This is a genomic window from Paenibacillus sacheonensis (genome assembly GCF_009909195.1).
GTDB lineage: Bacteria > Bacillota > Bacilli > Paenibacillales > Paenibacillaceae > Paenibacillus_Z > Paenibacillus_Z sacheonensis.
Genome location: NZ_JAAAMU010000008.1, coordinates 136,667 through 160,322 on the forward strand (window position 1 = coordinate 136,667; position 23,656 = coordinate 160,322).

Genomic DNA, 23,656 nt, shown 5'->3' on the forward strand with positions numbered 1-23,656 from the left:
AACGCGGGGATAACGACAAGAAACTGCTAGGAAAACGATATAAAAACGCAATGAATACGCAAAGAAGACGCAAAGAAGAACCCCTGCATGCGCTAAGGGTTCTTCTTCCGTACTCCACTCGTATTCTGCCGCCGGCCGATGGCTCGCATGATGCAGCAGCAGCCGTGCGTCGATTACTTTTGCGCTGCAAAGTTGTTGTAGATGCGAGTTGCGTTCACTTTGCCCGAGCTTACGTCTTCCGTCGTAAAGCCGGATACGAAGTTGCCGACTTTGTATTCCTTCTGCAGCAGCTCTTCGGACGGTGCGGCAGCCGTTGGGCCATCGATGCCCAGCTGCGTGTCCGGCGTTACCGTAACCCACAGATCGCCGACCTTGAAGCTCTTGCCGTCCGCGCTTACTTCCGTGATTTGGCCGTCGATGTTAGCTGCGGCTTTGCCCTTGATCGCCGTGTTCGAAGCCGCGTCCTTCTGCGGCGCGATGTTGTTATAGATGACGTCCGCAGTCACTTTGCCGGTGCTGACGTCTTGGGAAGTGAAACCCGATACCGTGTTGCCGACTTTGAACTCTTTGCCGAGCAATTCTTCCGTCGGCTTCGCTGCCGTAGGTTCTTTGCTGCCCATCGCGGTTTGATCCGTTACGGTTACCCACAGATCGCCGACCTTGAAGCTCTTGCCGTCCGCGCTCACTTCGGAGATCACGCCATCGATATTGACGGCCACTTTACCCATGATCGGCGGCTTCGTTCCGACATTGGTCGTTGGAGGCGCCGTAGGCGTCGCCGAGTGCGGCAGCATCGAGAATACCCCGACCGATAGCACTGCAGCTGCTGCAATTCCGACTGTCCAACCCGTTAGCTTTCTTTTCATAACGTTTTCCATTTTCACTCTCTCCTTTTGATTGCTTGTAGTTGTATGGGTTTGTGCGGTTTTGTCCATCTCCGACATCAACTTCTCGTAAGTCGCTTCGTTGAAATCTTCGCTTGTTTTCAAGCGGTCCATAGCGGATTTATATACAGACTTCTTCATCCCCCTGGCCTCCAATCTGTTCTTTCAGGAGAAACCGTCCCCTGGCCAGCCATGTTCCGACCGTAGCGGGCTTGGCCTGAAGGATCTCCGCGATCTCCTGGATCGAATAACCTTCGTAGTAGTGCAGATGAATCGGAATTCGATATTTCTTGTCCAGAGCAAGCACGGCCTGCAGAACCTCGCTTTCTTCTCTGGGGAGGTAGCTCAGGTCCTCGGGAACAGGATTCCTGCTTTTGAACCAACCGGTTTTCAGCATGTTTTTGCTTTTATTGATCGTCGTGCGAATCAGCCACGCTTTTTCATGCTCGCTATTTTCGAATACAGGACGTTTCTGCAAATAGGCGAGAAAGACTTCCTGCGTCACTTCTTCCGCATCCGCCGTGTTTTTCAAATAGGCAAAGGCAATTTTGATCATGCTTTGAGAGTATAGCTCCAAGGCCTTTCGTACAGATTCATTGAGCTCATATGAATTGTACACCTCAGCACCTCCTTTCACTTGTAATACAATCGAGCGCCCCGATATTTTTCATTGCGGTCTATTTTTTTTCAAATTAATTCTGTACTGGGCTCTAACAGCGATATAACTAGTGTGCCACGCGGCGGATGAAGTCATGTCCGAGAACGGTTCACGCCAAAAAGGCCACCCTTCGACGGGTGGCCTCTACCTGATTTGCTTTAGCTAGACTGGTGATTTCGAAATGCCGCGATTTCATCAACCGCTTGGCGGTACCCGCCTGTTTGGCGAAGGACCTCCCCCATAGCGGCGGCCGCCTCCTTGAACGAAGAGCGGCTTAACACGCGATCGGCTGCCTCCCGCAGTTGATCGGCAGTCAGGCTTTGGATAGCCAATTGCATGCCCGCTCCGATCCGTGCAACCTGCCCGGCAATGATCGGCTGATCGGCGCCGATCGGGAGGACGATGAGCGGAACCCCATAATAGAGGCCTTCATGGGTGCTGTTCATGCCCCCGTGGGTGATGAATAACCTCGAATGACGCAAAATATCGGTCTGCGGTACGTAATGGTCGACGATGAAGTTGCTCGGAATGTCCCCCAAATCAGATAGCGCCGTTCGATTGCCGACTGCCATCACGACCGTATGCGCCGTGTTTCCGAATGCCTCCATACAAAGCTTGTAGAAATCAACGGCTTGGTTGAAGACCGTTCCCAACGAGATGTATAGGGTGGATTTCCCTTCAATCGCGGAGAAGTCGAAGCTGCCCTGCGATGCGCGCGCCGAGATGGAGGGGCCGACGAATTTATACGTGCGGTCGAACGCCTCGCCGTCAGGCTGAAACTCGCGCGTGGTATAGACGATCGTAAGCGGCGCGGGATTGCAAAACGCCTCGTAGGGGGAGAGGATTTCTACGCCGTAGGTTTCCTTGATCTTGGCCGTCAGGCTTTCGAAGCGATCGGTGATCGGTTCGACGATCTCCGCCGGGACGTTCGCATAGAACTGCTCCAGCTGGTCGTCGAAGGACGCTTGCGTCTGCGCAAACGAGGTGCAGGAACTGACGGCGGGAAGCTTGAGAATCTGAGCCAGCAGCCGTCCGCAGCCGAACATGGAATCATGGATGATGTAATCGAATCGCTCGCCTTGGATCTGTTCAAGGACGCTGGGCAGGACGACCTCCGCCGTCAGCAGCAGCCCGATCGCTCTCTCGAGCACGTACGTTCGTCCGCCCGAGATAAAGGCTTCGATAAAGCGCCGGCCTTCGATGGTCCGTACGGAGGCTCCCGCCTTCTCCATACGCTCCCGATACGCTTCGACGCAGACGTACACGACCTCGTCGCCGCGCGACACAAGCTCCTGCACGACGCCGACCGTGGGATTGATATGTCCTTCGGAACCGCCATTAATGAATAACACGCGCGCCATGTCCGTCACTCCTTAGATTTACAGAAAGGCCATCTGGGACGGGATGGCCCGCTCTTGATTTATCGCAAGCGAATGCGTCTTCGGCTCAACCTTCCAGGTCGAAGGCCGTAGGATGGAGCGGCTGATAGAGCGGCAGATCGGCCCCGCTCGGCAGTTTGATGGAGGCGAGCAGTCCCCAGCGCTGGTCGCTGACCGGCTGCGAGATCGTAACGCCCTTGGCGGTTAATTCCTTTAAAGTCGCCTCGATATCATCGCACATAAAGTAGAACTCGTGCTTGCTCGGCCCCTCCGTAGGGTGCACGGCAATCTCGGCAGGAGGCAATTTATAGATCAGCCAGCCGCCTCCGGCGTCAACGCCTGCCAATCCGAGTACCTCTTGGATGAACGTCCGGTCCGCCTCCGCGTCGGTACTGTAAAGAATGATATGTGCGGCGTTGATCATGCGCTCTCCGTCACTTCCCTTTTCATCGATTGGTTTCTATCCGTTATGCTGCAGTCTACTCCCCTTAGGATAACCACTCTTCTTCAAACTTGAAAGCACCCGCGAAGAAAAAGACGCAGCCTCCCCAAAACCTTGAGGAACCGCGCCTGGTGAGTGACCCATTAATTCGTGCTAGGTATTTGCTCTCCTCATTTGCAATGCTTGTATCGTTGAGGCGATTCCTTCCTGGAACGGCGTTGCCACGACCGGACCAACATGAAGCTCGTACTTTTGGCGGCTTAGCGTCAGCGGTTCTTCGGTCAAATATAGCATTTCCACGACTTCCTTCATGACGGGCAGGCAGATTCCGAGCAAGGATAAGCCCAGCTTCTTCAACGCAATGACCGGTTTAAAGCTGCCGCTCGACGCTTGCGCGAGCTTAACGATATCTCTTCCGGCAATCATCCCGGCCCCCGGGATATTCCAATTCTGCTCGTAGGCGAAATCCCTGCCGGCCAGCTCGACGATCATGGCAGCCGCATCCGGCAAATAGATGAATTCGCGGGGAGTATGCATGTTGCCAATGTAGAACGCCATCTTTCCGGCAGCGATGGCTTCCAACGTGGAGCCCAGATAGGAGGCCTCATTGGCCGTTGGTCCGTAATAATCGGGCAGCCGGGCAATGAGTACCTTCGCCTTCTTCCACCGTTTGCTGAACAACATCCGTTCATAGTCCAAGCGTACTTTGCCCTTGCGAGTATGGGGCTGCTTGGGGTGCTCCTCGGTCACCAGTTCTGCCTGTCTCCGGCCGTAAGGGTAAATGCCGTCGATCGCGACGACTCGGACGGCCAAACGCTCGGCTGCCTCCATCACCGACTCGCCCAGCGGAATCAGCTTGCTCGCCATCTCGTGGTAGGGAACGTTCGCGCAATGGAACCATACGTCAGCTCCGTTTGCTTGAGAAGCAATATCGTCGGGGCGCGCAGCATCCCCTACGCCAAGCGCCAGATTCGGGGGACTGCCCAGCCGCTCGGCAAGCTGCACGAGTTTCTGGCGCGAGCGCCCAAATGCAATCGTGTCGATCCCTCGTCTCACTAGTTCTTCCGTAATTGCCATTCCCGTCCCGCCGGTCGCTCCAATTACCATTGCTTTCATCTGCGTCATATCATCACGTCTCCTTTTAATTATGCGCTCGAGTCTGTTACTCACCTTTTGGAGTGCTCTATTTTACAAATCCGGAAGATTGCCTGACTTGGTACCCACCCGATAAGGTGTCGTGATGCCTTCGTAATCGAGCATCATGCTCATGCCCATCGAGGCATGCTTGAGATTGTGGCAGTGTGCCATCCAGAGGCCCGGGTTGTTGGCTTCCATGTACAGCTCATAGGTCTCGCCCTTCTTCGTTAGGAGCGTATCCAGATAAACCGGGCTGCCCTTCAAGGCAACGCCGTTTCTGCTCAGGACGCGAAACGTATGCCCGTGAACGTGAAAAGGATGATCGCCACCGCCCTCGTTAGAGACCGATATGAGAATATGATCGCCCTCCTTCACGGTCATGGGGGGAATCTCGTGGAAGGACTTTCCGTTAATCGACTTTGCGAACAAGGTCTGGCCCAGCTTTAACTCGAAATGCCGATCGGGCTCGACGCTCGGGGCGGGGTCGTTAGGTAATGGCATGCCATAGTCGACGAACGAGAACAGCTTCCCGCCTTCCGAATGCTGCGGGTGGCTTCCGCTGCCGATTCTGATCGACAAGCTCTCGGCCATGGGACTGTAGACGACGGCTTGCCTCGACTCCGGAACTTGGATGAGCAGATCATATCGCTGTCCCGCTCCGATCGGAATAATCGTTCCGTCCAGCAGCCCGGGGCTGTGCAATTCATGCCCATCCATCGCCAAGACCCGGAAGGGAGCGCCATCGACATCGAATTCCATCGTTTCATTCCCCGCATTGATCAACCTAAGCCTGACTTGCTCCCCCCGTTTGCCCGGGACAGCCAGCCCATTCGCGCTTCCGTTCACCAGCATGGCAGAGCCCAACTGTTGATAGAGAGCTGTCGCCTCCACTGTCGAAGGATCGGATACCGGCCGTTGCTTAGGTTCGACGATCAGCGCGCCCAGAAGCCCTTTGCTTGCCTGAATCGAGCTCATCTGATGGGAGTGGTACCAATACGTGCCCGGGGATGCTGCGATAAAGGTATACGTGAACTGCCCTCCCGGCGGCACGGCATCCTGCGTAACGCCCGCAATGCCGTCCTGTGAACACGGTACCGCAATCCCGTGCCAATGAATCGTAACGCCGTCCTCGAGGTCCTTGTTATGGAGCGTTACGACAACCCGGTCGCCCTCCTTAACACGTAGCTCGGGGCCCGGAGAGGAGCCGTTGAAGGTCCATGCTTCGACCGTCTCTCCGTTATCCAGCTTCAGTATCGTACGTGCCGCCGTTATATCGAACTTTCGAATCGGTGCCGACGATTCCGGGGCCGTGATTGCGGCACAGGACAACATGCCGTCCTTGTCCTTGGAATCGGAGGCTGCCTTTTTCGCCGCTGTCTCCATATGCTCCATATGCGCCATTCCGGCCATATCCGTCATGTCCGCCATGTTAACCTCACCTGGCTTCTGAAGCCGCATCTGCCAAAAATAAGTGGTCACCGCCGCTGCGATCAGCAGGACCGCGACCAAGGGCAGTCCGATAGAGATCAGTCGTCTTGCGCTTTTTCTTCGAGCCAAACGTTATCGCCCCTTTATGTAATTGATTAGTCACTTACTCATGATCAGATTCTTCTTGATCAGATTCTTCTTTGTTTTAGCAATCTTTCGAAAGGTGTCCTCGAATCAGTTGGCTGCCTCGGCTGTTGTCTTGAGCGCGGAGAGCCAATCGGCAAGCGAGGATATGAGCGCTGCTCGCATGCCGCCGGGGTCGGCTGTTACGGCCGGGCCGTTCCAAGACTCCGTGGTATGCACGAGGACGCCTTGAGAAGCGGGGGTGATGCTCCACGCATGAATGCCCACGATTCCGTGCGCCGGACCTCCCCATACGATACGCCGCATCGGCACAACTTCGCGGATGGTGGAGACAATGTCCAGTCCATGAGTCTCCCAGCGGAACGTGCTTCCTGCCGCGATCGAACCGGCTAGCTGCGCTCTAGAGATGTCTTTCTGCCATGTCGGCCACTGCTCAATGCCTGTCTGAATCCTCCATACCGTCTCTGGTGCGGCATTGATCTCAATGGATAGATGCACGATCACCGGTGCGTCTCGGTCGACATCAACCTCACCCACCTCTTGAATATTGAGTTCTACCGTATTCTCCGAACCCAGCTCGCCGCTTGCTCCGATTACCATCGACTTTTGCATTTTCTCTACCTCGTTTCGATAAAAGTTTGGATGTGTATTTTTTGTGATTGATCAATCACTAACTAAATAGCCGATAATGCCCGATACGGGTGCAACTGCGCGAACGGCCCGTTGCCAAAGACACGGCTGCGCTGAATAACGTCTCACGATAACCGACTGCGCCCTGGAGAAGTGCAGCTCTTATAATTTGTGATTGATCAATCACTAGCTCTGAATTCAATATAACGGATAGTTATTGATTGGTCAATAACTAATTTACAGAATACGCTCCCTCCTTATCCCTTCATCAATTCGGGCAGATTAATCGCGACCGCAACATTGCACAGTACTCCCCGTGCGAGGAACAACATCGACCGCTCTTCTGCATTCTCCACACCGGCATCACGGAAGGCCGTTAGGACCAGATCGCGGATTTCCTTGTAGGCGCTGCGCATCGTCTGCTGGATGGCTGTCTCCCGAATCGTCTGCGCTTGCATCTGCAAGAGCATCTCGTTCTCGTACTTCATCTGTATGTTCACGTACTCCTGAACGAGCTCCGTCTCCAGCAATTCCGGTGCAGTTGTTTCTACCACCTTGCGGAACGATTCGATTACCCTATTCCAGGAAGCCTCCAGCGCGGCTAACAGCAGCGCTTCCTTGGTCGCGAAGAAACGGAATACGTAGGGCTGCGAGATGCTCGCCCGTTCGGCCACCTGCGCCGTCGTAGCCCGAAAATAACCAACTTCCGCGAATATTGCAATCGCCGCCGAGATAATGTCCGATTTGCGATTCACCGACGTCGTATCGGATTTTGCCATCGTTTGTTTGCCTCCTGCTTATAAGTGATTGATCAATAATGAACTCACTCAGTATACAAATGCTTCCTCGACAATGCAACCGCTCTGCAAATGATTTCCGATTACGAAAAGCCTTTTTCTGCGCCGAGTAGGGGTTATCGCCAACAATGCTCTTCAAACAGCGAACCGAAGCCATCCGGAATTCCAGAGGCTTCGGCTCATGTGTTTTACTATTCCCGTGACTCGTTTATACGTTTCATTCTGAATGGAGCGAATCGGCCGTCCCGTGGAGTCCGGTTGACCGCCCTCTATTCTCCCTGCTCCGCCATCCACTGCTCCATCAGCCGATCCAGGCGCCCCTGCAGCGCCTCTCGCTCGGACCACATCTTCTCCATGCTTTCCATGGGAGATGCCGCCTCGGCGCCTTGCTCCGGTTCGTACAGCGCGGCATCAAGCTCCGCCAGCTTCCGTTCCGCCTCGTTGATCTCCGCTTCGAGCTTTGCGCTGTGCATTCCGCCCTTCGCGCTCGGCACGGCGTTCGACGGCGCGCGGCTCGGCTCCGGCCGCAATCGACGCCGCTCTTCCGCTTCGCTCGCGATGTCGCGGGCCTTCCTTCGTCCGCTCTCCGCCGTGTATTCGCCGAAGCTGCCCAGGTAGACCCCGAGACGCCCAAGGTCCAGCTCCCAGATTTTCTGCGCCAGCCGGTTGATGAGATACCGATCATGCGTCACGATCAGAATCGTACCCGGATAATCCTCCAGCGCTTCCTCGAGCGCCTCCCTCGACGCGATGTCCATATGGTTCGTCGGTTCGTCCAGAATGAGCAGGTTCGGCTTCCGTAGCACGAGCAGCGCCAGCCTCAGTCGCGTCCACTCCCCGCCGGACAGCAGGCTGACCGGCTTGAAGACATCCGCGCCATAGAACAGGTAAGCCGCCAGCCGGTTGCGGGCTTCGCCTTCCTCCATGCCGGCCTCCATTCGGAAATAGTCCAGCACGGACTGTTCCGGATGCTCCGGGAGCTGCTGCTGCGCGAGATAACCGACCTCTACTCTCGAACCGAGCCGCACTTCTCCTCCGTCCGCGCGGGCTTCCCCGAGAATAAGCTTCAATAAGGTCGACTTGCCGGAGCCGTTGTCGCCGACCAGCATCACCTTCTCGCCGTAGAGAAGCTCTCCCGTGACTCCTCCCAAGATCGTCTTCGTCCCGAAACGCTTCTCCACGTCATGCAAGACAACGACTTGCTTGCCGGACCGCTCGGAAGGCCGCAGTTCGAACTCCGCCTCCTTGCGATCGATCGCAGGGCGCTTCAGCTTCTCCATCCGATCCAGCGCTCGCTGCATGCTGGCCGCTCTGCGGAAGAATTTCCCGTTGTCGCCCATCCGCCCCCATTCCAACAGCTGCTTTATCGTCTCCCGCATCTTCTTGAGCTTCTTCTGCTGCTCCTGGTAATCCGCGAACTGCCGGAGAATCAGCTCTTCCTTCTCCTTCGCGTAGCGCGAGTAGTTGCCATGGAACACGGTCGACTCCCCGTCCTCGAGCTCTACGATCTTCGTCACGACCCGGTCGAGGAAGTATCGGTCATGTGAGACGATCAGGCAGGCTCCCGCATACTTCAACAGGAATTCCTCCAGCCATTCCACGGCGGTCATGTCGAGGTGGTTGGTCGGTTCATCGAGCAGCAGAAGCTCGGGCTCCCGCAGCAGCTGAGAGGCGAGGCCGACCTTCGTCTTCTCTCCGCCGGACAGCGATGCGTACTCCCGCCCATACCACTCCCGGGGGATGCGCAGGCCTTCGGCGACCTGATCGATGCGGGCCTCGAGCTCATAGCCGCCGTCCAGCTCGAAGCGTTCCTGCAGCTTCGCGTACTCCGCGAGCAGCGACGCCAATCGTGCCGGACTCAGGTCCGGCGACGACATCGCCGACTCGATCGCCGTCATCCGATCCCGGCATTCGATTAAATCCCGGAAGCCTACCACCAGCAGGTCGCGGACCGTCATGCCGGCTTCCAAACCCGGAACTTGCCGGAGATAGCCGATGCGCGCGTTCTTCCGAATGGCCACCAAGCCGTCGTCCGGGTGATCCAGCTTGGCAAGCATGCGCAGCAGCGTAGTCTTGCCGGAGCCGTTGCGGCCGACAAGCCCCGCTTTCTCGCCGTGATGCAGCTCGAAGGTGACGTTTTCCAGGACGAGCTGGGCGGCGTTGTATTTCTTCACTTGTTGGCAATTGATCGTTAACATGAGGGTTCCTCCTAAGCGGAGGCCCTACCCGTACGATTGGCACCATGGAGAACCATATAAAAAGGACGCAGGGAAAAATCCCTACGTCCTCTCCGGTACAATCCGTTCAGGTTAAGGTAGGAGCCTCTTCGCGAGTTGTGATTTCGTATGATTAGAACAAGACAGAGCTCTCGCGTCTTGGGCAAAACCATGAGCGATGCCAGCCATCGCGATGGGCAGCCGGCTCACTTGATTATTCACAACCTCTCGATTCATCCTACCTTCACCTCCTTGTCTATACGTAGTTCGAGTATACTACATCCCCGTCCGCTGCCGCAAACGATTCGCTGCGGCAAGGCCAATTTCCGTTAAGGAAATAATACCCCTTTCCTTGTGTATGGATATTCATTCTCGCGCGGACTTGTTCCTCTTCTAGTCGTTCAATCCCTTGCCCTCGAGAATGCGCGGCATGTACTTCTCCACCCTTGCCGTTCGCGTCTTGGACTGCTTCGGCTCCGAGAAATGAAGCAGGTAAGCTCTCTGTCGGCCCGGCGTCAGCGCTTCGAAGGCCGATTTCAGAGCAGGGACTTCTTCGAGCTTCGCTTGGAACTCCTCGGATACGGCGAACTCGGCGGGCTTCTTGTATTCGACCTCCAAGCCGGCTTTCTCCGCCTCGATCGCCTCATAGATATAGGCTCTTATCGTGAGCTCCAGATCGACGATTTCCTGCGCGTTCTTGAATCGAATCTGGCGCGCCGCCTGCACGTTCTCCGTTTGTTGAATGAGGATGCCATGCTTGTCCTTCAACAGCACGCCTTTATGGAACAGGAGCGCGCAGTATTCTTTGAACCCGTGGATCAGCACGACGTTCTTATCCTCGTACATGTAACAAGGGTGCATCCACTTGATGTCCTCGGTCAGCCCGCAGTCCAGCACGATCTCGCGGAGCAGTTCGAACTCGGCCTTCCACTGCTTGGCCTTCCTCATGAATCCGTCAACCTTGGGATTTCTGACTTGCTGCGTCATCGGCGAACGCTCCTCTTCTATCGCGTCAGCATCTCCCGTCGATGACGCGGACGCTGCAATCTCGATTTTTCGTTATTCCTACTATACCACGCCATGCCTGCCCGGTTGAACTTCAACGGGTTTCCGGCATAAGGTCGTCCTTACGGCCGAAAAGGCCATCCTGGTTGGAATGGCCTTTGCTCGCTTCGTATTCAGCTTAGCAAGCTCAAGTTCAAATGCTGCATTTTATCCGGATTGCGCAGGATATATATCCGCTGCACGCGCCCATCCCGCAGCTCCAGGCTGACAATGGTCGGGTACGATTCGGAAGGGCTGCTAAGCACGACGCCCAGTTGGCCGTTAATCTTGACCATTCGCATGCGGCCCAAGCCATTGTCCTTGGACAGGATCCCTTGAATAAACGCAAGCGCGCGCCGGCTGGATACGATCGGCTTGACCGCCGCGAATACCTTGCCGCCGCCGTCGTTGTACAGCACGATGTCGTCAGCGAGCATCGCGAAGAGCCCTTCCATGTCGCCGGTAGCCGTCGCATGGAGAAATCGGAGTACGAGCTGCTCGGACCGCTCGCTGGCTATTGCCTCCGGCTGCGGCCGGTCTTCCTGGATTTTTCGTTTGAGGCGGCTGAAGATTTGGCGGCAGCCGAGCTCGGTCTTATCGACGAAGTCCGCGATATCGCGATACTCGAATTCGAAGGCCTCCCGCAGTATGAATACGGCCCGCTCGATCGGGGTCAGCCTCTCGAGCATGATGAGGAAGGCATACGATATCGTATCCTCCAGGACGATGCGTTGGAGAGGATCCTGTCCTGCAGCGGTCCCTGGATGGAGCACGTAATCCTGCACGAGAGGCTCCGGCAGCCAAGGTCCGACGTAGACCTCTCTATTCTTGCGGGCGGACTTCAAGTCATCCAAGCAGCGGTTCGTCACGATTTTGCATAAGTACGCCTTCAGGTTGCGGATGGAACCGCCCTCTTGATGGATGTTCTGCTGCTGAACCGTTACGAACGCGTCCTGCACCAAATCCTCGGCCTGCGTGACCGACCCCAGCATGCGGTACGCGATGGAGAGCAGAAGCGGCCTGTACGTCTTATACACGGAATCAAGCTCCACGATGGATCCCTTCCTTAACGTTATCCTTCCATGCCAGTATACCATTTGCTGGCTGTTTGGCGCCGGACAATGAGGCATTAAGCAGCATCCCGGATGCTCCGGCCCCATAAGAACAAAAGCGCGGATTTGCTGCCCGTGCCAAGCAGGCGGAGGCCGTTAATTCCGCTGCGCCGGTCCCGATAATGACAACGTCCCTGGCGCGCTCGCTGTCGTTAGGCGTCATGTACATCATTCCTCTCCGGATGGATACGTACATGACGATTAACGATTTCGGTTTGTGACGCAGGGGTTTGTCCTTATCGTTCTTGCCCGCCTATCAAAGCGGCGGTTTCACGCCCAGCTGCGCCCATCCCTCTTTGGATGGACCGTAAACGGCCGGAATAAGCAGGCCCGCTTGGCGCATCAGTACCGTAACCTGGCCGCGATGATGGACGATATGCTTGATCAATCCCATCAAGATCGTCACCCCAGACTCCATTCTTCCGAACGCTCGTTGGATTTGCCGCAACGTATCGTCCGTCCACTGCTCCTCCAGCGCCCGGATGACTTGGGAGCTTACCGTTCTGAAGGTCTCGGCGATTTCCTTTGCGGAGGGCGGCACTTCGTCCGGATGCGGTACTTTCGCGATCGAGAGGCCGAATTCCGCCAAATATTCCGGGATGTTCGTAACGAAATGCCATGCGATCCTGCCTAGCGTGCGACCTTCGGGATAAACCTGCTGCAGGAGCGACTGATCGGTCAAACCGTCTAAGATCTTCTCCGTCAATCCGGCCTCCCGCTTCCACTCCGCAATGAAATCTTCGACTGTGCTGTACATGTTCTCATCTCCTAAGTTCGATTTAATTCCGTCAGATAATCGTTTACCGCGCGATAATACCCGTTCACGTCCTCGGCGTGGACGCCGTGCCCGCATTGCTCGAACACGACCAGCTTCGTGCCCGGTCTGCGCGCTTCCATCCGTTTTGCCTGCTCGGTATCCAGAATGAAGCTCTTCGCGCCATGAATAAGCAGGATCGGGCAGCTCGAGCCCAGCCAATCCGCCCACCAGACCCCGTTCGACTGGGGAACGGATACCCGCAGTCCCTTCAAATCCGTGCGGAATCCCCAGCCGCGTTCATCCTCCAGCACGCTCTCGGAGAAATAATCGATGGCCCGCAGCCCTGCGCTTACAAGCGAAGCGCGCAGCTCCTTCAAGGAGGCCGACCGGTAGGGAAGCTTGTCCGCAAAGGAGAAGTCGGCGTTAATCTCCGCGCCGATATCTTCGACGATTAGCGCTTTGACCAATTCCGGATAACGGGCCGCGAATTGATACCCGTTCAGTCCGCCCAGGGAATGCCCGAGAATCGTGACAGGCTGCCCTCCAAGCTCCGATTGAATCAGATGCAGAATATCGTTTATATAATCTTCTCTTGCATACGCGTTACCGGAAGAATGGCCGCTCCAACCATGTCCGCGTTGATCGAGCGCAATGACCCGCCAATCTTGGAAACGGACGGCCAACTCCGAGAACGACCGCGCATTCGCCATATACCCATGCAGCATAATCATCACTCGCTTGCTATCCCCGCCGTAATCTAGGTAAGACAACCGAAGATTCCCCGATTGATAAAACTTCCTCTCGGCTAAGGCGTTAGGACCGGCATTCACCATCTCGCGTCACTCCTCATTAGTGGTTTCAAGCTCCATGAACCCATTCTAATCGTTAATAGTGACAGGTATTGTCATGGATATACAGAACATGAATTGCCGCGAAGAAAACCTTGGGCCTCTTGGCTTTATTGGCGTGTTTGGCTTGTTTGGCTCTGCTGAAATCGTTGTCTATGCTCCCGCCGTTGTCCGTGTCCATATATACCCGCCAGCAAGGCAGCGATCGCCATGAAGATCGCACTGGACGCGACGCCGAATTGCAAGCCGTACCTGCCAACCGCAGCGCCTCCAACGATCGGACCTATAATCTGCCCGGAGGCAAAACAGGCCGTGGCTAGGCTAAGGCATGCCGCATTGGCGTGATGCGGAACATGGCGCCGAAGAAGCGCGGTCGTCATCAGCGGCGGCGTGATGAAGGAGACCAGTCCAATCGTAATCGCGCCCGCTGCCGTACCGATCATACTGCCGGTGGTCACGCCGAACACGCCGATCGTCCCGAGCGTTAACCCCGCCGCAAGCGTATAGCCGCTCGGCCAGCGGTCGATGGCCTTCCCGCCGATCCACCCGTTGAATAGGCCCGCCGCTCCGATCCCCGACCAGACCAACCCGGCATCGAGAGAAGGAATGCCTTTGCTCACCAGATAGGGAATCAGATACGTGAAATAGATGATGTAGCCCCAGCCGAAGAAGAAGTAGGAGCCGATCAGGAACAGCAGCTTCTTCGGATGCAGCAGCAGACGGTACACATTCATGCGTTCATGGTCTTTCGAATCTGCTTCTGCCCCAGATGGTTCCGCCGCTGGTTCCCGTCTTCTTGCGGCGTACTCGAAACCGACCGCCGCGATGACGCCGAACGCGCCCATACCCGCCCACGCATACCGCCAGCCCTCCAATCGCGAGGGGTCGATGGTAAAGGGGGCGAACAGGCCCGTCACGAGAATGCCGGCAGAGCCGCCCAACCAGATGAGACCCGACGCCGCGCCTCGTTCCGCAGGCCGAACGGCATCCATGGCAATGGACAGGACTAACACGGTAGCGATGGCCGATAATAAGCCGATTGCGAACCGCCACAGGCCGAGTTGAATGAAATGCTGGCTGCTTGCCGAGCCGATCATGGTCAATCCGAGCAGGAGACACGTAATTCGATTGATGATCGGCTTGCGATCCGGGAACCGCGAGAGGATTGGAGAGAGGCACAAGGTACCGATCAAGTATCCGACGAAATTGACCGTTCCCAAGATGCCCAGCTGCCCGTAGCTCCCTCCGATCTCCCGCTGTATTCCGGGCAAGAACATGCCGTATGACAACCGGGAGAAACCGAGAATGACGACAAACATCAGTGATGCCCACAGCGTGATCCAGTTCCATGCGGATTTCGTACCCATTGCCCCATCTTCCCCTAAAATAATGTTGTTGACCCTAGTGTAAATTCAGCGGAAAGTTTTGTAAAATTGAATTATATGAATGAATGGTTCATAAAACTTAAACCAAAGGTGATGACAAATGGATCTTCGAGCGCTCAAGACCTTCGAAGCTTGCGTGCGTCTTGGCCATTTTCAGAAGGCTGCCGAGGAACTTCAATATGCGCCTTCTACGGTAACCCTCCAGATTCAGCGTCTCGAAGCCGATCTTGGCGTATCCTTATTCGTGCGCGACGGCAAGCGCGTGATCGTATCCGAAGCCGGCCGCTGGCTCCATCAGGAGGCCGCGGCGCTGCTGAAGTCGATCGGCTCCATCAGGCAGACCGTCTCCGATATCGCGGCGGGCGATGACGGCACCGTTCGTTTCGCCGCCATTGAACCCCTCGCAAGCCAGAGACTGGCGCCCGTTATCGCCGGCTTCTGCAAGTCGCGACCGAAAGTGGAGTTAACGATGGAAGTGAGCGGTAGTAAATCGATTCTGGACAGGGTTCGAGCCGGCGAACTGGATTTCGGTATCTGCTCGGCTCCTCACGCGAGTCTCATGCTGGAATTCGAGCCGCTGGTCGAGGAGCGATTAGGGGTGATGCTGCCGGCGAACCATCCTCTTGCCGAGCGGGACAGCATCGAGGCGAGTGATCTCGCGGGGCTGACGGTGCTGGTCAAAGAGCCGACTTGTATCTATAGGGAGCTCTGGGAAACGACGTTCTGTCCCGCCGGTCGGAGCCGCTTCTCGAGCATCGAGGTCGGGAGTTTCTTCGTGATCCAACAAATGGTCAACGCATCGGCCGGGGTGGGCATCGTTCCGATTTACGGCGGTCTCGAGCTCGCGGGTTCCACGGTCATCAGGCCCTTCGCCGACCTGAATCCCGTCCTCGGCATCGGCATCGTTTATAGGGACAAGAACCTCTTGGGGAAGGCGGCGTTGTTATTGATGAACGCCGTCAGAGAGGTCTGCGCGTCCGAGCCTAGTGCATCATGAAGCCGGCATGCGGCGGCGGGTAAAAAGAAAATCTCGCAATAAGCCTCCTGACAACCGTTAGCGCTTATAAGGCGCCATTTTGAGCCGATTAGCCATCCGTACAACCGTTAGCCGCTCTTGCTCTAATATTGCCCTTTAATGACAAAGAACGAACCCCGAATCGTTCCGGCCAGCTTCGACTTCTGCCGGGCGAACTTAAATTTCTCCGCCAGCTCCGCCGGAATCTCCATCCCCTCGCTCAGCTTGAAACCAACCGCCCGCTTCTTCGGGTCATCCACCGTATACATGACGTTGATCGACAGCCCGTCCTCGTAGAACACGTAGGTGAATTGGATGTTCTCCACTTGAAAGCGCGACGTTTCCAAGGGCTTGGCCGCGAATACGATATCGCGTTCTTCTTTCAAAATGCGGTGCGCGTAGTCAAGGTCCTCTTGACTTTCGCTAGCCGGCACAACCGTAAATTCATGCTTGTACTTGTTCATGAAGTAGCGGGCTTCGTTCGCGCGCAGTCCGGCCAGCGCCTCGGCGACGGGCGAAGATTCCAAGCCTACGGTAGACACGTTTTTAAAATCAACGACATACGACATAGCCATCCCTCGTTTTCTATGATTTCATGCAACTATTGCCTTCTCGCAATCTACCAACCAGTATACCAAAAAATAAATGGATATAAACGCCAAAACCGATTCCGATCGATTGGCTGCTCCGCGCGCGGATCAAAAATTACTGTATATTGCTTCTTACATTCGCGCAGCTTATTCCATATAATATAGTTAGTTTGGTAACCTAAAGGAGTTTGGATACGTGATGAATAAGCGCAAATTAATCATTCGCTTGATCGGCTACATCGCCTTCCTGCTTTGCTTGTTCTTGGTCTTGCAGCACAGCGGTCTTACCGTATCCGACATAACGCCGGATACCATTCGCGAGATCGCTCACGATGATATTATATTGCTCATGCTTATCATGTTGGTCATTATGACGCTGCAGAACATCTTCACGTTCATTCCGCTTATCCTCGTCATAACGGCGAATATCACCTTATTCGGTTTTTGGCGAGGGTATTTGTTCGGTTGTCTATGCAGCGTCATCGGCAGCACGCTGGTCTTCCTATCGATTCGGCATCTCTTCCATGATGCGTTCGCCAACTTGAAGAAAATGCGGCAATTTCAAGCGAGGATCGAGAAGAACGGCTTTGCCTTCGTTCTATTCGGGCGCATCCTGCCGCTTATGCCTACGAATCTAATCAATATCTCATCCGGACTAAGCTCGATCAAGACGCTGCACTTTATTGCCGCCACGACGATCGGGAACTTGATCTATGGCCTTGTCCTATCCTCCGTATCCTTCGGCATGCTATCGGCAACGGACCATCATCGTCTCTATCTGCTGCTGACCGTCGCCGTGGCCGCAGCGATCGCGTTGTTCTACCGGTTAAACAAAAGAAGGCTGAAACAGCTAATTGCATTGGACACGACTAAGGCGCCCTAATGGGCGCCTTAGTTTCGTTTTCTGGATAGCCTAATCACAGACTCGTCGGCCATGCAGCCAATTCTTCGGTCTGGCTCAGAATCGCGATCGGGTCCCGGCTTTCCATACAAAGACACGGTCGTTGTTGGCGGCCGGCAGCGCGCCGCTGATCGGGTCCGCTTTAATCGTATCCAGCGTGTCCGAGTCGGAGGTCGGCGGGCAGCCGGCCGGTGCCCTTCTTCGAGAGGTCGTCCGCTATTTTAATTCGAAGACCATCAAGTCGCGGCCGACCGTGATCGGGCCGTCGTATATGTCGGCCATCCCCTCGATGTACGCTTGCTCCGCCGCCGGGTTCGCCTCCGGCGCGGGAATGTGATGCGTAAGCAGGAGATGCTTGACGCCAGCCCGCTGCGCGATCCCCGCCGCTTCGAGCGTCGTCGTATGATACTTCGCCGGATTCGCCAGCGCCTTCTCGTGCTCCGGATGCTGCGCGATCAGGGCGTCCAGCCACGGCTTGTTGTACGCCTCATGAACAAGCAGATCCGCCCCGGCCGCTTGCTTCTCCATGCTGGCCACCGGGACCGTATCGCCCGAGATCACGACCGTCTTCCCGTTATACTCGAACTTGTAGGCGACAGCCGGATAGACGGGGCGATGATCCACTTCGAAGGCGGTAATGCGAATGCCGTCCTTGTCGTATATTACGCCCTCGTTGCACTCCGTATACTCGATTCGCGAGCCCGCTTCGTCCGAGAGGTTATAGCTGATCCGGAGCTTGACGTCGAACTCGAAGGACTCCCGCATTTTTCCGATGATCGCCTTCGTCGTTTCCGGTCCGTACACTTGCATGGGCACCGAACGGCCTTCGAAGACGCGTTCCGCGGTAATATGCGTGCGCCAGCTCGTGATGAAGACGTCGAAGAATCCGCCGTTATGATCGTAATGATGATGGGTGAACAGAACATCGGATATCCGTTGGGGCATGATGCCCGCCTTGATCAGTTGGTCCACCGCCGCTCCCCCGCAATCGACGAGGAACGCCTTGTCTCCCGCTAGCACCGCGACTCCGGGCTTCGCGCGGCCATAGAAGGCGCGGGGCGAGCCCGTTCCGAGCAGAACGACGGTCAGGTCCGGGTGATAGTCGGGCCGCAAATTCTCTTGTGGCTGGATATGCATCGCTGTCATTCCTCTCGATTTATTTGCCTTCCTGCATCTCTTCCAACAACGATAAGTCATATAAGCCTGTCAGATCCAAGCCGCCTGCTCCGACATCCTTGATGTAGCCGGCATCGACCGCGACCTGTGCCATGGTCTTCAAAGCATCTTGGTCGATGTTCGTCGTCAGGCTCAGATGGGCTAGCGCGGCCTTGACTAACTCGGGGGCCAGTCCCTTGCCGGTCAATTCCTTCAGCTCGTCGCTGACGAGGGAATACGTGTCGGCCGGACTATCCTTGATGAACTTGATCGCGTCCTCGTTGGTGAGCAGTACGGATTTGGCCAGATCCCGATGCTTCTTCAGGAAGTCATCGCTCGATACGATGATCGTGAGCGGATAATTCCCCTTGTTCGGCGGGATTTGGTCCCAATCGACGGCGATGTCGCCGATGCCTTCGTTCGCAATCTGCGTGCCCCATGGCTCCGGCAGCAGCGCCGCGTCTATCTGGCCTTGCTTCATGGCCGTCAGCGTATCCGCCGGCGCCATCGCGATGAGCTGCGCCCCGCTCTTGTCCGTGGTCGCCTTCAAACCTTGCTCCTGAAGCAGCAGACGAAGCGAGATCTCGTTCGTGCTCCCCTTGGTCGGAATTGCGACCAGTTTGCCAGCCAGGTCCTTGACGCTCGTCACGCCGGAGCCCTTCCTCGCCACCAACACGGCGCCGCCATTGTTCGCCCCGGACAGAATCTTGATATTCTTGCTTCTGACGTATTGATTGATTACCGGGCTTGGCCCGACGTAGCCGATGTCGATCTGGCCGGTTGCCATCGCGGTCGAGAAGTCGGAGCCGTTGTTGAAGCCTTGAACTTCGATCTTCGCGTTGGCGCCGAGGCGTTCCTGCAGATAGCCCTTCTTGATCGCTACGAAGGCAGGCGCATGGGTTACGTTCTTAAGCAAGCCAATCCTCACCGTAATGGGGCTGGCCGAACTGGAGCTCCCGTTATTCCCCGAATCAGAGGAGCCACAGCCGGATAGCAGAGTCAAAGTCAAGATGATTGCGAGACTCGAAAACACCGCTTTTTTAAACATGGATCATTCCCCTTTTCTTAAGTAAGCTTACGATTTGGCAGCATTCAGGCCGTATTGGGTCCAGATCCGGTCCTCGATGCGCTTGAAAACGAGATGGTCGGAGATCGTACCGAGAATCGCGATCACGAGCACGATGCAGAGCATGAGGGAAGTGTCTCCGAGGCTTCGTCCCTCCTCCAGCATCTGCCCCAGCCCGATCCCGCGCGCGATGAGCTCGCCGGAGACGAGCGCACGCCAGGCGAATGCCCAGGCCATGCGCATGCCCGTAATAAGCTGAGGGATGGCGGCGGGGACCATGACTTGATAGAAAAGCCGGAAACCGCGGCCCGTTCCGAACATTTGCGCCGACTTCAGATAAATCGGAGGGATGTTCTTGATCCCGCTTCGGCTCGCGATCGTCATCGTCCACGTCGCCCCGCTCGTCGTGATGAACACGACGGCGAAGTCGTTCAGCCCGAACCAGATGATCGCGAAAGGCAGCCAGGCGATGCTCGGCACCGTCTGCAGCGCGACGACCGCAAAGCCGAACGTCTCGTCCAACAGCCGGCTCCGGGCGAACAAGACGCCGAGCGTCATGCCGAGGAGGCATGAGAGGGCGAACGCGACGAGGATTCGCCTCAGGCTGCTAAGCGTCGCTTGGAGCAGCTGCCCGTCGGCGATCCCATCGTAGAACGTATGCATCGTCTGCAGCGCCGATGGGAAGCGCCAGCCCCAATGCATCGTCCTATATGCCGTCTCCCAGATTACGAGCAGCAGAATGAGAAAAAGGGCCTTTCTCCAGAGCGTAGTCATTGCCGTATTCCTCCTTCGCCACCTTCTCCAGCTCGGCAGCCAACGTATCCATGATCTGACTTTCGATCTGGTGCAGAACGGAATCGCCGGGCGCTCGCGGCCGGGTCGCCTGGACGCGAAACTCCTTCTTGATCCGTCCGGGCCGGGTCGACATGACGAGTACCCTCTCCGACAGCGTGACCGCTTCACGGATGTTATGCGTAATGAACAGGATGGTCTTCCTCGTGTTCAGCCAGATCTGCTCCAATTCCTTGTGCAGCAGCAGCCTCGTCTGTTCGTCCAGCGCCGCGAACGGCTCATCCATGAGCAGGATCTCCGGGTCCAGGACGAGCGCCCGCGCTATCGCCACCCGCTGCTTCATCCCGCCCGACAGCTCATGGGGATAGCGGTCCGCGAACTTGCCCAGATGGACGGTCCGGATCTGCTCCATGGCCCGCTCGCGGCGCTCCTTCTTGTTGATTCCCTTCTGCTTGAGGCCGAATGCGACGTTCTCCAGCACGGTGAGCCAAGGATACAGCGCATGCTCCTGAAACACGACGATCCGATCGGGTCCCGGGGCCGTGACTTCCTTTCCGTTCGCTTCGACGCGGCCTTGATCCGCCCGCTCCAGCCCCGCCACCAAATTCAGCAGCGTGGACTTGCCGCATCCGGAAGGACCGAGGATGGAGACGAACTCTCCCTTGCCGATCTCGAATGTAATGTCATCCAACGCGGTGTAGCCCGCTCCGCCCCGCTGCGCGAACGTCTTGCCGACTCTCTCTACTCGGATCATGCTCTGCCCCCCATGTTGATGTCTTCTATCGTTACAAGTGCTGTTGGAACTCGTCGGTATCGAGAATGACGACCGTCTTCTTCTCGTAACGAACGATGCCTTCGTCACGCCATCGGCCCAATGTCTCCGTAACCGTCTGCCTGCTGCAGCCGATGACATAGGAGATCTCCTCATGGCTAAGCGGAAGCTTGACCACCGTCTCCTTGCCCGCGCGAACTCCGAGCTGCATCAATAGCTGAGCCAGCCTCCAGGCAACCGGTCTCGAGATGAGCGTTTCCACATACCGCTGCGTCTGCAGCAGGCGGCGGGCGTTGGCCACCGTAAGCGCGTAGAGGGCTTCCGGATGTCCCTTCAGCAAGCCGGTGAATTGGGATGCCGGAATGGAGAGAATGCAGCTGTCCGTGATACATCGCGCATAGCGCTGCCTCTTCTGCCCCGTCAGCACCTCTGCCGCGCCGAACACCTCGCCCTTGCGCCGCAGGAACAAGGTAATGCTCTGGCCCTCTTGCGCAAACTGCGAGATTTTCACCAGCCCGTCTCGGACGAAATAGATCTCCTGGCTTTCCTCCTCGCTGCTGAAGATAAAGGCGTTCTTCCTCATGTCGCGGGAAGTGCCGAATTCCTCAAAGAGCTTCGCTAACGCGATTTGCTCCGCTTCGCCGTTATCGGTTAGGGTTACTTCCGAATAGGAGGACATGCCCTCTTGGTCCATCGCCCTTGCGCCCCTCTCTGGCTGTTCGAGTAAATCATAGTTTACTTATCGGTATTTACGATTATAGTTCATAGTTTATAACAAAACAGTCGGCTAGCCGACAAAATAACAGGCGTGACGATGGCTTATTAGCCGAAAACGGTATAGAAAACAAAAAAAGGTTGTCCCAAAGGCCGGCAGGCCTTCGAGACAACCGATATGAGATCCCATTGAACTGAATGCCTTGGAGGGCGACCACAGAATCGATTTCAGGGCGGGTTTGAGATTTTGACGTCCTTCAAAATAAAAGACACCCATTCGCTGGGTGCCTTTTGCGTATACCATACCTTCCGCTTACCTATACGGTTCGAATCTCCGATAAAGCCAAATGCTTTCGCTTCGGCCTGCTTCTTCGCCATGCGTGCCGCATCGCAGCGACGATCGTACTCACTCCCGCAATGCTTGGTTTTCATTCTTAATCGCCGCATCATGCGCCTTGGCGAAGCCCGCCGGAGTAATCTCGCGGCCGAACAGCGCTTGAATCTGGTTTAGATGGACCTCGGCGGCGTCGTTCGGCATCTGGATGTCGGCAAACAACGTCATGTTCGTCGCCTTGTTCACTTCCTTGAGCAAATCCACGTAAAGCTGCGGCAGCTGATTTTTCGACGTGTCCACCTTCGTTGCGGGAAGGATTCCCGCGCCGTTCACGGATTCCTCGCCCCATCGCTTCACGAAATACCGCACGAACTTCTTCGCCTCTTCCTTGACCGGCGAATTCTCGGCAACGAACAAGCCGACGCCGGGACCGCCCACCCAGCTGTCGACATTGCCCTTGCCCCCGGCGACGGCCGGGAATTTGAAGAATCCCATGCTGTCGCGGAAGGACTGCGGAACGGCCGTGCTGGTCGTATAGTTCGGGAGCTCCCACGTACCCATCAAATACATGGCCGCCTGGCTGTCCATGAACTGCGCTTTCGCTTCATCGTTGGAGAGACCGTTGAACCCGTTGCTGAACGCGTGCATGCCGGCCAAATCCTGGATCCGCTTCGCCGCTTGGATCAGACCCGGGCCGGTGAAGGAGGCGGTGCCGTTGAGGGCGCTCGCCAAATTCTCCGTACCGGCGATGCGGTCCGCCAGATACATATACCAGAGAGACCCCGTCCAACGATCCTTGTCGCCCAGCGCGATCGGCACGACGCCGCGATCCGCGAGCTTCTTAACGATCCGCAGGAGCTCTTCGTACGTAGCGGGAGGCTCCAGGCCGTACCGCGCAAAAATGCGTTTGTTGTAATATACGGGTGCAATATTGAACTCCAGCGGGAGCGCATAGGTCTTGCCTCCAACGTTGTAAGCCTCCGTCGCTCCCGGAAGGAACGCATTCTCCAGATCGCCGTGCAGGAGGTCGTCGAGGGGCGTGAACAGATCGCCTCGGACGAAATCCTGCAAGTAGCCGGCCGGCCAAGTCAAGCCGACGTCCGGCAGATCGTTGACCGCGGAGAGCACGCGTATCTTCGCCTTGTACCGCTCGTTGTCCAGGACTTCCTGCTTGATCGTGACGTTCGGATTCTCCGTCTGATACTCGGCGATAATCTTGTTCACGATTTGATGCTGGCCGGGCGCGCCGCCCTCCGGCCACAGATGCATCATATGAATCGTCAGCTTTCCGGCCGTCTCTTCGCTTGCCCACTGCGGTTCCTCGCCCGATTCCTTGGCGCAACCGGGTTGAAGCAGCGCCAGACCGATGAGAAGGGCCGTCAGCGTTCGGTATTTCATACGTGCTTTCATCGATCCACCCACCCAACTCGTTCGGCAAGGCGGGTTTTGGCGGCAG

The 23,656-nt window shown here is 56.4% G+C and carries 23 protein-coding genes; 2 read left to right on the forward strand and 21 right to left on the reverse strand.

Annotation, left to right across the window (positions count from 1 at the left end; translation table 11 throughout):
- Window positions 1–173: 173 nt before the first annotated feature.
- From GT003_RS17160 to GT003_RS17225, 14 genes are all read right to left on the reverse strand, one after another.
- The gene (locus GT003_RS17160; RefSeq protein ID WP_161699980.1) at window positions 174–1,025 is read right to left on the reverse strand and encodes a DUF5666 domain-containing protein; all 852 of its coding nucleotides are present in this window, start codon (window positions 1,023–1,025) and stop codon (window positions 174–176) included.
- Window positions 1,006–1,503, reverse strand: a complete 498-nt coding sequence (locus tag GT003_RS17165) for a sigma-70 family RNA polymerase sigma factor (protein WP_161699982.1) — start codon at window positions 1,501–1,503, stop codon at window positions 1,006–1,008. Before GT003_RS17165 ends, GT003_RS17160 begins: the two co-directional genes overlap by 20 nt.
- 197 nt (window positions 1,504–1,700) lie before the next feature.
- A complete protein-coding gene (locus GT003_RS17170) occupies window positions 1,701–2,903 on the reverse strand; it encodes a macrolide family glycosyltransferase (RefSeq protein ID WP_161699984.1) in 1,203 nt (400 codons plus the stop codon).
- A gap of 85 nt (window positions 2,904–2,988) precedes the next feature.
- Window positions 2,989–3,345 (reverse strand): VOC family protein, encoded by a 357-nt coding sequence (locus GT003_RS17175; RefSeq protein ID WP_161699986.1) that lies wholly within the window; start codon window positions 3,343–3,345, stop codon window positions 2,989–2,991.
- A gap of 171 nt (window positions 3,346–3,516) precedes the next feature.
- Window positions 3,517–4,488, reverse strand: a complete 972-nt coding sequence (locus tag GT003_RS17180) for an NAD(P)H-binding protein (RefSeq protein WP_161699988.1) — start codon at window positions 4,486–4,488, stop codon at window positions 3,517–3,519.
- A gap of 63 nt (window positions 4,489–4,551) precedes the next feature.
- Window positions 4,552–6,057 (reverse strand): multicopper oxidase family protein, encoded by a 1,506-nt coding sequence (locus tag GT003_RS17185; protein ID WP_239566031.1) that lies wholly within the window; start codon window positions 6,055–6,057, stop codon window positions 4,552–4,554.
- A 105-nt stretch (window positions 6,058–6,162) separates the two neighbouring features.
- Window positions 6,163–6,684, reverse strand: a complete 522-nt coding sequence (locus tag GT003_RS17190; protein WP_204798950.1) for an SRPBCC family protein — start codon at window positions 6,682–6,684, stop codon at window positions 6,163–6,165.
- A gap of 275 nt (window positions 6,685–6,959) precedes the next feature.
- Window positions 6,960–7,481, reverse strand: a complete 522-nt coding sequence (locus tag GT003_RS17195) for a TetR/AcrR family transcriptional regulator (protein WP_161699990.1) — start codon at window positions 7,479–7,481, stop codon at window positions 6,960–6,962.
- Window positions 7,482–7,768: 287 nt separating this feature from the next.
- Window positions 7,769–9,697 carry a ribosomal protection-like ABC-F family protein gene (gene abc-f, locus GT003_RS17200; RefSeq protein WP_161699993.1) on the reverse strand — a complete coding sequence of 643 codons (1,929 nt, stop codon included), beginning with the start codon at window positions 9,695–9,697 and terminating at the stop codon, window positions 7,769–7,771.
- Between the two features lie 411 nt (window positions 9,698–10,108).
- The gene (locus tag GT003_RS17205) at window positions 10,109–10,702 is read right to left on the reverse strand and encodes a YdeI/OmpD-associated family protein (RefSeq protein ID WP_161699995.1); all 594 of its coding nucleotides are present in this window, start codon (window positions 10,700–10,702) and stop codon (window positions 10,109–10,111) included.
- Window positions 10,703–10,893: 191 nt separating this feature from the next.
- Window positions 10,894–11,811, reverse strand: coding sequence for an RNA polymerase sigma-70 factor (locus tag GT003_RS17210; protein WP_161699996.1), 918 nt, complete (start codon window positions 11,809–11,811; stop codon window positions 10,894–10,896).
- A gap of 316 nt (window positions 11,812–12,127) precedes the next feature.
- Window positions 12,128–12,628, reverse strand: a complete 501-nt coding sequence (locus GT003_RS17215) for a DinB family protein (RefSeq protein ID WP_161699998.1) — start codon at window positions 12,626–12,628, stop codon at window positions 12,128–12,130.
- An 11-nt stretch (window positions 12,629–12,639) separates the two neighbouring features.
- Entirely contained in the window at window positions 12,640–13,461 is an 822-nt protein-coding gene (locus GT003_RS17220; RefSeq protein ID WP_161700000.1) for an alpha/beta fold hydrolase, read from the reverse strand.
- Between the two features lie 125 nt (window positions 13,462–13,586).
- Window positions 13,587–14,843 carry a YbfB/YjiJ family MFS transporter gene (locus GT003_RS17225; protein ID WP_161700002.1) on the reverse strand — a complete coding sequence of 419 codons (1,257 nt, stop codon included), beginning with the start codon at window positions 14,841–14,843 and terminating at the stop codon, window positions 13,587–13,589.
- Between the two features lie 118 nt (window positions 14,844–14,961).
- Between GT003_RS17225 and GT003_RS17230 the strand changes: the two genes are divergently transcribed.
- On the forward strand, window positions 14,962–15,858 hold the full coding sequence (locus GT003_RS17230) for a LysR family transcriptional regulator (RefSeq protein ID WP_161700004.1): 897 nt from the start codon (window positions 14,962–14,964) through the stop codon (window positions 15,856–15,858).
- Window positions 15,859–15,980: 122 nt separating this feature from the next.
- Here GT003_RS17230 and GT003_RS17235 read toward each other — a convergent pair whose 3' ends face one another.
- Window positions 15,981–16,445 (reverse strand): phage tail protein, encoded by a 465-nt coding sequence (locus GT003_RS17235; RefSeq protein ID WP_161700006.1) that lies wholly within the window; start codon window positions 16,443–16,445, stop codon window positions 15,981–15,983.
- Between the two features lie 220 nt (window positions 16,446–16,665).
- Here GT003_RS17235 and GT003_RS17240 point away from each other — a divergent pair, with 220 nt between their 5' ends.
- On the forward strand, window positions 16,666–17,349 hold the full coding sequence (locus tag GT003_RS17240) for a TVP38/TMEM64 family protein (protein WP_161700008.1): 684 nt from the start codon (window positions 16,666–16,668) through the stop codon (window positions 17,347–17,349).
- Between the two features lie 234 nt (window positions 17,350–17,583).
- Here the strand turns inward: GT003_RS17240 and GT003_RS17245 are convergent, their stop codons facing one another.
- From GT003_RS17245 to GT003_RS17270, 6 genes are all read right to left on the reverse strand, one after another.
- Window positions 17,584–18,504, reverse strand: coding sequence for an MBL fold metallo-hydrolase (locus GT003_RS17245; RefSeq protein ID WP_239566032.1), 921 nt, complete (start codon window positions 18,502–18,504; stop codon window positions 17,584–17,586).
- Window positions 18,505–18,523: 19 nt separating this feature from the next.
- Complete coding sequence (locus GT003_RS17250) at window positions 18,524–19,570, reverse strand: ABC transporter substrate-binding protein (protein WP_161700012.1); 1,047 nt, start codon at window positions 19,568–19,570, stop codon at window positions 18,524–18,526.
- Window positions 19,571–19,597: 27 nt separating this feature from the next.
- The gene (locus GT003_RS17255; protein ID WP_170312249.1) at window positions 19,598–20,362 is read right to left on the reverse strand and encodes an ABC transporter permease; all 765 of its coding nucleotides are present in this window, start codon (window positions 20,360–20,362) and stop codon (window positions 19,598–19,600) included.
- A complete protein-coding gene (locus tag GT003_RS17260) occupies window positions 20,295–21,134 on the reverse strand; it encodes an ABC transporter ATP-binding protein (protein ID WP_161700014.1) in 840 nt (279 codons plus the stop codon). The genes GT003_RS17255 and GT003_RS17260 overlap by 68 nt, the downstream gene beginning before the upstream one ends.
- A gap of 31 nt (window positions 21,135–21,165) precedes the next feature.
- Window positions 21,166–21,846: a Crp/Fnr family transcriptional regulator gene (locus GT003_RS17265; protein WP_161700016.1), complete on the reverse strand. Its 681-nt coding sequence runs from the start codon at window positions 21,844–21,846 to the stop codon at window positions 21,166–21,168.
- Window positions 21,847–22,272: 426 nt separating this feature from the next.
- Entirely contained in the window at window positions 22,273–23,610 is a 1,338-nt protein-coding gene (locus GT003_RS17270) for an extracellular solute-binding protein (RefSeq protein ID WP_161700018.1), read from the reverse strand.
- Between the last annotated feature and the right edge of the window lie 46 nt (window positions 23,611–23,656).